At 55.6% G+C, this 13,631-nt stretch carries 7 protein-coding genes; 4 read left to right on the top strand and 3 right to left on the bottom strand.

The window, feature by feature from the left end; translation table 11 throughout:
• The first annotated feature begins 181 nt into the window (after nt 1–181).
• Nucleotides 182–3,064, top strand: coding sequence for a BatD family protein (locus ACR3ZL_RS23735; protein ID WP_486173016.1), 2,883 nt, complete (start codon nt 182–184; stop codon nt 3,062–3,064).
• On the opposite strand, the gene ACR3ZL_RS23730 is transcribed toward ACR3ZL_RS23735, so the two are convergent.
• From ACR3ZL_RS23730 to ACR3ZL_RS23720, 3 genes are read right to left on the bottom strand one after another with little or no spacing between them, the layout of a single operon-like run.
• Nucleotides 2,982–4,301, bottom strand: coding sequence for an amidohydrolase family protein (locus ACR3ZL_RS23730; RefSeq protein WP_486173015.1), 1,320 nt, complete (start codon nt 4,299–4,301; stop codon nt 2,982–2,984). The two genes, ACR3ZL_RS23735 and ACR3ZL_RS23730, sit on opposite strands and share 83 nt — an antisense overlap.
• Before the next feature lie 2 nt (nt 4,302–4,303).
• Nucleotides 4,304–5,512, bottom strand: a complete 1,209-nt coding sequence (locus ACR3ZL_RS23725) for a 3-hydroxyacyl-CoA dehydrogenase family protein (protein ID WP_473650615.1) — start codon at nt 5,510–5,512, stop codon at nt 4,304–4,306.
• A 17-nt stretch (nt 5,513–5,529) separates the two neighbouring features.
• Nucleotides 5,530–6,921, bottom strand: a complete 1,392-nt coding sequence (locus tag ACR3ZL_RS23720) for a YdjY domain-containing protein (protein ID WP_486173014.1) — start codon at nt 6,919–6,921, stop codon at nt 5,530–5,532.
• A gap of 199 nt (nt 6,922–7,120) precedes the next feature.
• On the opposite strand from ACR3ZL_RS23720, the gene ACR3ZL_RS23715 reads away from it, so the two are divergent.
• The 3 genes from ACR3ZL_RS23715 (at nt 7,121) to ACR3ZL_RS23705 (ending at nt 13,593) form a co-directional block, all read left to right on the top strand.
• Nucleotides 7,121–9,094: a hypothetical protein gene (locus ACR3ZL_RS23715; RefSeq protein ID WP_486173013.1), complete on the top strand. Its 1,974-nt coding sequence runs from the start codon at nt 7,121–7,123 to the stop codon at nt 9,092–9,094.
• 5 nt (nt 9,095–9,099) lie between these two features.
• On the top strand, nt 9,100–9,867 hold the full coding sequence (locus ACR3ZL_RS23710) for a YggS family pyridoxal phosphate-dependent enzyme (protein ID WP_486173012.1): 768 nt from the start codon (nt 9,100–9,102) through the stop codon (nt 9,865–9,867).
• Between the two features lie 186 nt (nt 9,868–10,053).
• Nucleotides 10,054–13,593: a DEAD/DEAH box helicase gene (locus ACR3ZL_RS23705; protein ID WP_473650619.1), complete on the top strand. Its 3,540-nt coding sequence runs from the start codon at nt 10,054–10,056 to the stop codon at nt 13,591–13,593.
• Nucleotides 13,594–13,631: the final 38 nt, after the last annotated feature.

Here is a 13,631-nt window from a genome sequence, read left to right as displayed (position 1 = left end):
GCGACATCTCGACGAACCGAGGTCCACCGACCTCCTGGATAGCAACACCCCTTTCTTCGGCATGACTAGGGGGATCGGATGAGTTGTTTCTACCGCTAAAATCGGAACTCGAACCTCCAGCCGCCATTTCGCGTACTCTGATCGCATCAAAAAACTCATTTTTCACTGCATTTTGTTGGCCATGTATCGCGTTTTCGCAAGTCGTTTTGAACAGCTCTTTCCGCTATCTCGAGTTCGCCTTGTGGGGCTGAATTGGGGAATTATTGCGGCGGTCAGTCTTGTCGCCAGCTTGTTTTTGACGCCGCACGTGAGGGCAGCGGAGGTTACCGCCCGGCTATCCAGCGGCCAGGCCTATGTGGATTCCCCGCTCGTGCTACAGATCACGATCCAAAACGCTAGCGAGTATGAACCACCAAAAATCGAACCCATCGACGGTCTGAAAATCGAATCGGCCGGGGCGGGGAGGCAGTCTTCTCAGACGACGATCATCAACGGGCGTATTTCACAACGCCAGTCGGTCACACTGCAGTACGAAGTCACGCCCAAGCGAGCCGGCACGTTTACGATTCCTGCACTGGATATTTCCGTTGACCGGCAAAACGTCCAAACAAGTCCGCTCGAATTTGTCGCTTCGGTTAGCGAGACCGGCGATTTGATGTTAGTTGAAATCGCAGGGAAGCAGGACAAGGTTTACGTCGGCCAACCGCTTGAGTTGGTGCTGCGAATCTGGGTTCAGCCGTATCGTGATGAAGAATTGGATTACACGTTGACCGAAGGCGAGATGTGGTCATTGATCTCTAGGCGAAGTGCTTGGGGCCCCTTCCAGGATCGCATTAATGATATGGCCGAACGTCGTCGTCGGCCTGGTGGCGAGCCAGTCGTTCGCCGAAATGCTGAGGGTGAATCGAAGCGTTATTACTTGTACGAAATCGAGACGACCTTCTATCCAAACAAGCCGGGTAGTATCGACGCGGGTGATGTTCGCATTGTATCGAGCTATCCGGTTGAACTGCGTCAGGAGCGTCGACGCAGCATTATGGATGATTTCTTTGGTGGCGGTTTTGGTCCGGGAATGGACGGGGCGTTTGAATCCGAATCTCGAACCCAGTTGGTGATCGGAAAGACACGACCGATCAGTGCGGCAGCGAGCGTGGATGCGACGCAGATCATACCCATTCCGACCGATGGCCGACCGGTCTCTTTTCAAGGTGCGGTTGGACGATATCAAGTGCGGTCCAAGATTGATACGAAACAGGTCGCCGCCGGTGATCCGATCACGCTGCAGATTGGTGTGTCGGGGGACGGACCATTAGAAAATCTGCAATCACCGCCGCTGGATTCGCTGCGAGAACACTTCCGCCTGGATAGCCAACCGTTGGCGGGATTCATTCAGGATGGCATTAAGTATTTCACGACCACGATCCGGCCGATCGACGAGAACGTGACAGAGATTCCGGCGATCGAGATGAGTTATTTTGATCCCGAAAAGGAAACATTCGAGACCGTGATGACGGACCCGATCGGGATCACGGTTACCCCGGCGGAAAAGTTGGCGATGGATTCGATCGTCAGTGCCGATAAACAGCCTGGGGAACGATCGTCATCGGTATCGTTGTCTGGCTCGACCGCATTGCCATGGTCGCCACTGGATTGGTTGATGAGTAATTCGGCCGACTCGAGTGTGCTGGAAGTACAACGCCCGGTGTCGTTGTTGAGCTCGTTGGCTTGGATTTACTTAACGCCCGCTGTTCTTTTTATCGTTGGGATGGCGATCCGAGGTCGCAAAAGTTTAGCTGCACTAGCAAGGCTGTTCCGGTCCGCGGACCAACGGGCAAAACGGCGGTTGCAGGAAGTGTCGACGCCCGCCGAGATCCCGGCTGTGCTTTGTGATTATGTGCTGGCTGCGTTCCCCGCCGGTCGAGGCGATCGTGGTCAAGATTGGCAAGCGTGTTTGGGGGCGTTGCGGTCCGGCGGGCATGCTGGATTGGCGGCCGATTTAGAATCACTAGCCTACCGGTGCAAGAATGAAACCGTGACGGGGGAGTCGACTGAATCCATCATCGAACTCGCCAGTCGCTGGATCGACGAAGCGGAAGCGGCCCGGTCCAAATGGCGAAGCTCCGTCAGTTCGCGTACGTTCAATCGTAGGAACGGCACTCGGGCAACGACGGTGTCTGGAAAAGCGGCGTCCGGCGGCAAGTCAATTGCGGGAATCGTGATTTTGTTGAGCGTTTGGGGGCTAAGTCCCGGATCAGCACACGCTGGCAGCGGTACGCAAACGGGCAGCGGCGTGGTGCTGTTGAGTGCTGAGCAACAGGAAGCTTTGGTTGACGAGGCGGATGAGATTTATCGCAATGCCGCGAAGTCGCCAGTTGCCGAGAGAGCCGGATTAGACGAAGACGAGAAACTCGAAACGTCAGTGGAAGATGCTGCGGTCCAGGATGCGTATCGGACCGCGGCGATGAAGTATGAACAAGTGATCGACAGCGGCGTTCAAAATGCGGCGATGTATCGCAACCTCGCCAATGCCTCTTTCCGTGGTGGCCAGATCGGCAAAGCGATCGTGAACTACCGCCGCGCCGAGGCACTCGAGCCACTGAATATCAAAAATCAAGCGTGTCTTTTGATTGCACAAATTCGCGCCGGTGTCCCCGTTACACAATGGCACACGCCGTTGGTGTGGACGATCATCGGCGGTGTTTTCGCCTGGTTGGGTTGGGGCCTGCTCGCCCGCGCCCTGATAGCGGGGACACGAAGCTCCGGCATCGCGGGAGTGTTGGTGTTGCTTTTCTCGATCGTATGCCTGGGGATGACCCTGCGTCAGACGATGCCAGACTCTGGAAGTCAGGCAATCGTTGTTGTGGATCAACTCGATGTTCGAGTGGGCGATGGAGAAGATTTCGAAATAGCGTCGCGGCTCGATGGGATCGAAGGACGCACTGTCGAGTTGCAACAAACGCGTGGCGACTGGAGCGAGATTGTTACGGCCGATTCGATTCGGGGCTGGGTGCCGATTCACGCTGTGCAGCAAATTTCTCCACTCGGGCTCGCACGCCCGGAATGATCCGAGATGCATTGGCGTGGTAGATTTTCTCAAGCACTTCGTCGGGCAACTGAACGCCGTAAATGTTCCATAAACCCTGCGGTGGTGGCGATTTTTCGCTGTAGGGAAAATACTCGTCATGGGTTTCGAGGAATCGCCAATACAGTCGCAAGCGGGATTCAGGCCGCGGACCATCGGTTCCAAACAGAATTCGATCGGCATAGCGAATGAGGAACTCGCGTGCAGTGAATGGCTGACGTCCCAGTTCACTGATGCGGGAAGATGGCTCGATCACTAGGTTGGGGTATTTGTCCAGCCATTCACTGACCTGGGCAAGGTTTTCTGAATTGTTCGCAACGTGAGCACCGATGAAGGTGGTTTTCGGGTGCCGCTGAATCACCCGATTGCGGCTGGCTAATAATTCATCGCGAGAAGGATACTCGTCACCATAAAAGCTCCAGTCCGGATGTCGCGAAAGTTCTTCCCAGCGTTCGTTATGGGCGTTGATCGGTTCAAAGAATGCTGCTGGGTCGGCGGTATGAATGATGACGGGAATCTGCAGTTCCCCGCAAACCGCCCAGATCGGATCCCAGCGAGGATCGTCGATTTCGATCAGGCTGCCGTCGGGGTTGCGATAGGAAAGCCCAAATCGCTTAAAGATTTTAAGTCCTGAAACCCCTCGTGCTACTGCATCGCGAAGCTCTTGAGCGGTCCGTTCAGCAAACCCGGGTCGATGGCACGCCCAGGTTGCTGGATCGTCCTTTTGGCCATCGCCTTGCCAGTCGACGTTGGCGTAGATGACAAAGCGGTCGCGGTAGTCAGTCCATAGATATTTCATGTGTTCATCGAGTTGGCTACCGAGTTTGCCGTCCAGTGAAACACAAACCGCTATGTTGCTGCGATCCATCGTTTTGACGAAGTCATCGAGGGCTTCGTGGTTGTGCCGCATGCGATAGAAGAAATGCGTATGAACATCCACCACTGGCATCTTGGCGTGATGCAGATCAGTAGCTTTCACCTTGAGCTGCGAGATTGGGTTGTAATCGCGAACGCTAATCTCGGCGTCTGCTGCAATGTCGCGATCTTCTGTTTTGTGCGACTTCGAATCATCGGCCCGGATTGGTTGGACCGGGGCAAGTTTGCCTGCAGTAGTACTTGTCGGCGATTGAAGAGGGCGTGGTGGTTGTGCGTGCGCCAACGTGAGTGGCATCAGCAACATGGGCAGCAAGATCGATGCGATTTGCAAGTGAATTGACACGGCTAACTGAAGGGTTGAATGGATTTGATGTTGGGGTGATCCGATGCGAGTTGCTCGACTCGTTGTTCGGAAATGCAAGTGATGGGTGTTTCGTTTGGGGGCCAAGTGGTTTCGGCGGGATCGCCATTGGTTCGCCAGTTCAGCCCGCCTCGCATAGCGGCATCGATCGTTGGGGCGTCGGCGATTCCGTCTCGTTCGATCGCGATTGCTTCCAGTCGCATGGCGGCAGCGAACAACTCTGCGACGCGTTGAATGAGTTCGTCGTGGGCGAACTCGTTGATTGGAAAGGAGTCTCGGTGGTATCGCTGGACCAGTTCTGTTGCTTCGGCAGTCAATTCGTTGCTGGTGCGATGCCCTTGTGAGTCATAGTGATAGAAGCCTTTACCGCCAGCGACGCCAAGTAGTTTCTTCTTGACGACAGCGGGAAGTAACGGCGACGGATCCATGCGTTGAGGGAACGCTTGCCATACGATCCGGCCGCCATCAAAGGCAGTTCGAGGACCAATCAGGTCGACTAATGAAAGCGGCGACATCGGCATGCCGTATCGCAACGCCGCTTGCTCGATCACATCGGCCGTAACGCCTTCGCACATCAAGCTCATGGCCAAGTTCAGGTACGGGGACAGCATGCGGTTGACGACGAAGCCAGGGCCGTCGCCGACCGTCAAAGGCGTTTTGGATAGTCGCCGAGCATGTTGCTGGCACACTTGTGTTGTTTCGCTGGCAGTGTGCGTATGCGGGATGATTTCTGCGGCGTGACGACCTACCACTGGCATGAAAAAGTGCAGACCGCAGAGCTGTTCGGGGTGAGTCATCGACGTTGCGATTTGTTGGATCGATAGCGTCGATGTGTTGGTCGTCAACACAGGTGATTGGTCGAACCAAGTTTCGGCCTCGGCAAAAAAGGATTGCTTGATTTCGAGCTTTTCCGCGATGGATTCAATCAGGATCCATTGTGGGATAGCGGGCGTTTCCATCGAGTCGAGCTGCGTCGGTCGGACGCATACGATCGGGATCTCGATACGCGCTCCCCAAGGTGATGCCGATTCCGCGATGGAGTCGCTACGTTGCAGCACCCAGTCGCAACTGGCACTTAACGTGGGAAGGTCTCGGTCCGCCATCCAAACTGGAATGCCTGCTAAGACGTGATCCAACGCGATCGCTCGACCGACCACGCCAGCACCAACCAACATCACTTGGCGGTCCGGCATTGGTTTCGCTTGTTCGATCAACTCCCCTGCTCCGCTTCATCCGCGGTGCCAGACTTGTTACTGCGCGACGGCAATACGGTCGAATCCGGTGGTGTTTGCGGATCGATGCTCGGTTTGGAAGTCGACTTGGAGCCGGGGAACGGTTGGGGAACTAAGACCAAACGGACGGGCGTGCCGGGCTCGGGGACACGTTCGCTAAAGGGTTGAAAGAGAAGGTTGCCCGCATCGGCGCTGCTGGCGAACGGAACGTCCATCATGGCGGTCGAGAAATTCGACACGCAAATCATGTCGCCTGCGTCGGCTGAGTAGTGTTCGATGTTCTCTTCCGGATCGGTCCAAAATTCACTGCCTGAAAAGACCCACGATTCCTTCAGCGATTCCTGGGTTTCGACATTGCGAACCCAATCGCGAGCGTCGGCAATGTGCACCTCTTTACCAGGCACAAATTCGCGTATGCGAGGATCGTCTTCGGTGGGTTTGTCGTCGCCGACCGGTTTGTGTTCGCGATAGACGATCCACACAGAAATCGGCTGCCCGGTTGGTGGTCGAAATTCGGGATCCCAGCGGGCGGTGGTCCCGCTTTGGGCGCCGATCGCGAGGAGTGCGGCGTGCACTTCACTGCTTTTTGCGAACAAGGCGACAACGGCTTCGTGTTCCTTGGTTCCGACTGGGCAAGCGAGCATTTCCAGTGGCCCACGCCGCATCGAGACATATCCATCGACGTAGATCCGTTTCGCTTTCATGTCGACCCAAAGGTCCGGTAACTTACCCAGTTGAGTGGCTCCCGGTGGCGGATCGTAGGTGTCCGCGATGCGGCGGAGTGCTTGCCGTTGGGCTTCCAGTTCGGCCAGGATTTCAGGATCCGGAACGTATTCCTCCTCCAATTCCTCGGTCGTTAACGGCTGTCCTTCTAACGGGTCGCTTTTGGGTAAGGATTTAGGTGTCTCGGCAGGCTCCGATGAGGAGGTTTCGGCTTCCGAGGCACGTGATTGCATGCCGGATTGTGTTGAAGCCTGAGCGGTCTGGTTGGCGGCTGATTCTGTACCGGCATCATCAGTGGAAGGCGTGTCCTCGGTTGAAGCGGCGGCGTTGGTTTTAGGTGCACTTGAATCGCCGGAGCCGCCCGCTTCAGCATCTGCAGATTGGTCGTTGTCCGGTTTTGTGTCCGTTTGAGCGGGCGCGGTAGAGGTGTTGGCAGCTGGAGTACCGGCCGGTTTGGGTGTGTCGGCCGCGGTGGGGCTTGCGCCTTTGTTCGCGTTTTCAGGGACGGACACCGCATCGGTGGCAGGTTCCGATACCGGCGGCGTCGACTTTCGGCAGCCGCCAACGAAGCTGGTACCGATTAACACGGCAATCAGGACGGGTTTGATGAACAGAGGCGGGCGGGGTGGGGATGCGAAAAAACTCATCAAAACGACATCTTCCTTGGACCGGTGGGGTGGTTAGACTGCGCTGACGTCCTTTTCAGTATCCCTGTAGCCCGCCGATCGGTCTATCACCTTGACGAAAACTGCATCCTCCACCGGCCGAAAAACAGCGAAGACCCCGAATTCACCCAAGAAAGCGGCTGGAAAACCAAGGCGGAAAAAAACGGGGCAGATAACTTCGGTGCCCAACGCATTCAATTTCGAGCAGATGACCGACTCGCAGTGGCGTGTTTTCGGTGAAGAAATTCAGGCGGGGGCGGCTAATCAGCGTGCAGCAAGTGTTCTATCGCACGAGGGCTTCGTTTCCCGAGTGGACTTGAATTCCCGTAATGACTCGGCATCCGCATCCGCGGATGGTGAAATCGTGCTTTTCGGGTTAGGCCTAGCCACCGGGGCGTTGCCTTCGGACACGCAGACGAAGTTGGCTCGTTTGGGGGCATGGTCGCTCCCGCAAGCGATGCTAGCCCAGCGAGGGAAAAAGACCACGAAGTCGATCCCTTCGGATGACGCAGATTTGGATCGCGACTATTGGATTCAAGAGGCGGAGCGATGGGTGGAGGCGAATTCATCCCCGTTGTCATCGCGTGAGGTAGAGCTATCGGAATGCTTGGACGCCATATTGTGGGCCTCGGCAATCGTGCCGTTGGTGAACTTTCTGCCCCAAGAATTATGGTGGAAAGTGTTTTCGCAACTGCTCCAGTTGCGGGCCGATGCCGCTTTGGAGCTGGAGGCCACGTCAGGCCAGTATTTGTTGTTGGCAGGTGAACTTGGGCTGACGTTGGCGTGGCAGCTTACGGCTTTGCCGGCCAGCGAGCTTCCGATCCAAGCCGCCTTGGATGCGGTGTCGGCGTTTCTAGAAGGGGAAGCGGATAGCATTGAAGAGGTGCTGCGGCGGCCCGCGGAAATTCGTTTGGTGGTGGCATCGTTGGTGCGTTGTCGATTGCTATTTCCGGTCGTCGGCAAGCACAAGCTGAAAAAGCGTCAATTGGCGATCGCGGGCGAGCTATCAACTTGGATGGCGATCTTGTTGCGACAAGATGGCTCGCAGGCTTTGACGGACGCAAGCGAATCGGTGACGAAACTCGACGTGGGAGTGGTGAAGAAATTCAAGGGTGGCAAGAAATCCAAGCCGGCCGATGACAACGAAGCCGTTGAGCGTCTTGGCGGATTGATGCGGGCGGCCAGTCAGTTCGATACCGAGACTTTAGTGCCAGCGATTGCGGCAGCACTTGGGCAAAGCCACTCCGGCGGACGGTTAGCCTGGGAGTGCACCCTGCCCGAAGCGATGTGGCACGGCGAGGTTGGTAAGGTTGTTGCCATGGTTCCTGAGTGGGACGTTCGGCGAGGCCGGTGTTATCTCGACTACAGCGGTGAAGATATTCGGATTGAGATTGTCGGTGGCAAGCCGATCGTCTTGGCTGGGGCTCATCAAACGATGATCCAGATTGATGGCGAGGCCATTCATCCCAACGGCGAATGGGAATGCACGTGCGAGTATACCGATGACGACGTGCACATGATCGAACTGGAACAAACCTTTGATCGCGGTGTTGTGTTGCAGCGGCAATGGATGCTGGTGCGAGACGACCGCTGTGTGATGGTTTCCGATGCGGTACTGACCGACAATACCGATGGTGAGATGCCGGAAATCTTTTGTTCGAGCCGCTTGCCGTTAGCGGACGGAATGAAGGTGATGGAGGACGAAGAGACGCGCGAGATCATTTTGACGGATGGAAAAAAGAAGCGGTGCATGGTGTTGCCACTTGCCGCGAGCGAATGGCGAGTGGGGCCGTCGGCATGTCAGATTTCAGCTTCGGAAGATGGTCACTTGGTCGTTCAGACCCGCGGACGAGGGAAACTTTATTCGCCCATTTGGCTTGATTTTCAAACCGGTCGTTTCGGACGTAAACGGACTTGGCGTACACTCACGGTGGCCGAGAATCTGACCATGTTGCCTGCTGACGTGGCTTGTGCGTTTCGGGTGCAATCGGGCAGCGAGCACTGGGTTTTGTATCGTTCCTTGTCAGGGCGTTCACCGCGTTCGTTCATGGGAAAACACTTGATCGCGGACTTCTTCGCCGCCAGATTCCATCCAGGTGATGGTGGGATGGAAGAACTGGTGACGGTGGACGATTCGAATTCTTCCGAAGGCTAAGGCAGATGGCAGTTCAGCTCATTTCGATGGACCAAATCACTTGTAGTCCCGCCGAGGCTAAGGAGCGTATCGCTGCGAATTGGCAGAGCTTGATTGCGGAGGTTGCCGAAGTTACGCATGCGAACTCACGACCAGCGGACTCGGTCCGAGTGGTTGGGGTTTCCAAGTATGTCGATACCGAGTTGACCCAAATGCTCGTTGACGCGGGGTGTCATGACTTGGGCGAAAATCGACCTCAGGTTTTGTGCCAGAAAGCGGATAGTTTAACGGGCCCGATTCGCTGGCATCAAATCGGCCATCTGCAGCGAAACAAGGTGCGACGTTTGTTGTCTGCGCAGCCCATGATCCATTCGATCGACAGCGAACGATTACTCAACGAGGTAATTGCTGAAGCGACGTGTCAGCAATGTACGACAGACGTGTTGATCGAAGTCAACGTGAGTGCAGAAGACGCGAAAACCGGGTTGCCGGTGGATCAGGTTCAGGGCGTGATGGATCGCTTTGTTGAGCATGCCACTGAGGCGGAGTCTTCTTTCGTGCGAGTCGTTGGGCTGATGGCGATGGCGGCCTGGGGCGGAGACATCGCGATCGCACAACAGCAGTTTGCCAGGTTGCGCGACCTACGAGATCAGCTCCAGGTGTCCACAGGGTTGGAATTGCCCGAGTTGTCGATGGGCATGAGTGGCGACTTTCCGGCGGCGATTGCGGAGGGAGCGACATTGGTGCGTGTCGGTTCGAGGTTGTTCGACGGAGTTCTACCGTCGGCTCATTAGCGTTTCTTCAACGCGTTGGCAGAGCCATGCGGATGCAGTGGCAGTGGCTTTCCGGTGGATTTTTCGGAGGCTTGGGAGAGCCTCGAAACGGTTGGGCTTGGCTGGCTGGAAGCCTGGGGTAAACTTCACTTGGCTGTAGCGAGCACCAATTGTTGAGCACGAATTCCCTGATCATGGACGACCCCAGTGGCACGCCGAAGACGATATTCAAGCATTTCACGCTCATCGGATCGCGGACAATCGGATTTGGGGAAATTGATTACTCGCCGGGGGCCGTCGACATCTTTGTTTGATGATCAGTTCGATTCGGGGACAGGCGTGGAACCAGAGGCATCCGCTGATGCCTCGGCTGGCAATCTTGCGATCGAGTGGGCCGATATTTTTGAAGCGATCTATTTCGCTGCGCCTGACGATGTGTTTGACGATATCGATGGTTCGCTTGAGTTTTACGTCACACACATCTTTCCGAGCGGCGAGTTCCACGCGATCTGTACCGATGGTGACCAACGCCATCCGGTTTTCGCTCGGACTAAGTTTGATGAAGTGATAGCAGGATGCAATTGCTTGGATTCCGTTGGCGAACTGCCTTGCGTGCATGCTGTGTCGTTTGTCGAGTTTCTTTGGAAGCGATTAGAGAACCGAAAATCGAAATTGCATGCTGATGTGAACGCAGGCAGATTCGCGGAAGGTCAGCCGGATTATGCCAAGTTCGAAACCAATCCCACGGAAGTGCTCTTCGGTGGGATTGATCGCACAATCGCCGAATTTGCACGTCAGGCGGCAGTCGGTGGATCCAGTCACCATGACGATACGCTCGCTCCTCGTGTGGTCGAGGATCAACAGCGTTTGGCTTGGCGATTTGAAGTGGAACAGGGCGAAATTGACTTTTATCCGATACAGCAGCAGCCGAAAAAACGCGGTGGTGGTTACACCAAAGGACGGCGGCTTAGTCTCGAAAATGCCGTTCGCAATTCGTCGATAAAGAAGTCAGCCCAGGACCGCAGGGTTTTGGATTGTGTAACGTTCAACGAAAGCTACTACCGGTATGAACCTGAAGCGGAGTTGAGTCTGTTTCGAGCGATCGAACAATTGATCGGGGCAGACAACGTGTACAACGGGACGGATCAGCTTTCGATTTGTCGGGGCTCGATCGAATTCGAAGTTGTGCTACACAAGGATCGTTATCATCTGCTGAACCATCACAGTGCCGACGATCAATTGCGGCGAGACGCTAATCGCGAAAAGCTGTTCGGTGCGAAGGGGCCCGAGCAGGTGGCTCAGCCGAGATGTTTGGCTACCCATCGCGATGGACCGATGTTGCAAGCGGACTTGCACTTGGGGCGGATCACTTACATCGACGTTAAGCCATTGGTTGCCGATGCCATTGTCGGGCTGATCAAATTAGGCAGCGTCCCGGCAAGTCAGGGCTCTGAACTGGTAAAGCGGTTGTCGACCCTGCAGAGTGAAATTTCGATCAAGCTTCCCGAGGCGGTTCTTGGGCCAATCGTGCCCTCATCCACCCGCAGCGTTGTGTTGTTGCGAAGCAATGTAGATGGAAGTCTGGATGTGGCATTGCGTGTTCGCGATGAGGCTGGCCGGTTGAGGAAGCCTGGCGCCGCCCCAGCGATCACGCATGGCAAACGGGATGGAAAGCCGGTTCAATTGCAGCGCGACTTGCCTGCGGAAGTACGTCGCGCCGAATCGCTGGCCAAAGAGTTCCGGTTTGAAAACGAGGAGCAACACGAATCGCTTTCCGGTGAGCAGTTTGCGACTCAGATTACCAATTTCAGCGATTCGCTGGACTTGATCGATCGTTTGCAGTCCTGGAATGATCGGGAATCGGACGCCCAGGATACGCAGGATGGGGAATCCGCCAACGACGATGCAGATCAGCTCGAAGTGTTGTGGGACCGCAATAGCGAGAAGCCGGTGGCCGTGCTCGGAAGCATTTCTAGCCACAATGTGAAGGTTGAAATCAGCAAAAAACGCGATTGGTTCGGGATCACCGGCGAATGTGAGGTGGGTGGAAAGAATATCAAACTGGCCGACTTGCTTGATAATTTGACGGGTGAGGATGCCGACCGAATCCATGGTGATTTCATTCGGTTAAAGGATGGACAGTGGGCACGTATTGGTGAAAAACTCAGAAGCCGCTTGCGGCGATTGCGTGACGCGACACATCAGGATCGTAAGACACTGAAGCTGGATGCCACCGCCGCGCCGGCAATGCGTGAGATCATGGGCGACGGCGAGATCGCATTGAAAGCAACCAAGGCGTGGCAGGATTGCCTGAAGCGATTAGCTCGTGCGGAGACCATGGATCCGCAATTGCCCGCTTCCCTTGATGCGACGCTGCGTGATTACCAGTTGGAGGGTTACAAGTGGCTGCGCCGATTGGCGGAATGGGGCGTGGGCGGAATTTTGGCGGATGACATGGGGTTGGGCAAAACGCTGCAAACTCTCGCGGTGATTTTGGATCGTAAAGACGAAGGGCCAACTCTCGTAATCGCCCCCACCAGTGTTGGGTTCAACTGGGTTCGTGAAGCGGAGCGGTTTGCCCCGGATTTGAATGTGCACCTGTATCGCGAAACGGATCGTAAAGAGTTTTTGCAGCAAGTTGCACCCGGGGATTTGGTGATCTGCAGTTACGGGCTGGCCCTTCGTGATGAAGAGCAATTGGCAAGCGTGCAGTGGGCGACTTTGGTTCTGGATGAAGCTCAGGCGATCAAGAACAGTCGCAGTAAGACTTCACGTGCGATAGCCGGAATTCCCGCGCAGTGGAAAGTTGCGCTGACCGGTACCCCGGTTGAAAACCATTTAGGTGAATTGTGGAGTTTGTTTCACATCGTTTCGCCCGGTGTGTTTGGGGGGTGGGAATCATTCCGCAAGCGTTTTGCCGCACCGATCGAAAAGAATGACAGCGAATCGGCAAGGTTTGGATTGGCCGAACGCCTGCGCCCGTTTGTTTTACGTCGGAAAAAGTCGGAGGTTCTAAGCGACTTGCCGCCACGGACTGAAATGAACCTGTACGTGGATTTGTCGGAAGCGGAGCGGGCCGAATACGAGCGGATTCGGCTGCAGGCGATTGGGGAGGTCGATCAGATTCAAGCCATCACGACGACTCAGGACCAGCGGTTCCGTATTTTGGCGATGTTGACCCGGTTGCGGCAAATCAGTTGTCACGCTGCGATGGTCAACAAGGATTTCAAAGGCGACTCGGCCAAGTTGCAGCAACTGATTGAAACGCTCACGGGGCTGAAGGAAGAAGGCCACCGGGCGTTGATTTTCAGCCAGTTCACCGAGCATCTAGGTTTGATCCGTGCGGAACTGGATTCGAAGGGGTTTACCTATGAGTATCTCGATGGCTCGACGCCCGCAAAGGCAAGGCAAGATCGTGTGGACGCGTTCCAAAACGGAACCGCCGATGCGTTCTTGATCTCGTTGAAAGCGGGCGGCACTGGTTTAAATTTAACGGCTGCGGACTACGTGATTCACATGGACCCGTGGTGGAATCCGGCGGTCGAAGACCAGGCTACCGACCGTGCCCACCGCATGGGGCAAGATAAGCCAGTAATGGTGTACCGAATTATCGCGAGAGGAACGATTGAAGAGGAAATCTTGTCGCTCCATGAAAACAAGCGTGACTTGGTTGCTGGTGTAATGGAAGGCACTGCCGCGGCGGCCAAGCTTAGCAACGAAGAGCTGATTGCGATGTTGCGAAGGTGATGATCCGGTGGTGCAGGTCGACCGGGCGGTGTCCGCAG

The organism is Rhodopirellula sp. J20-39 (genome assembly GCF_057365095.1).
Note: the sequence above shows the minus strand (reverse complement) of the source record. Positions and strands in the feature narration are given on the sequence as shown.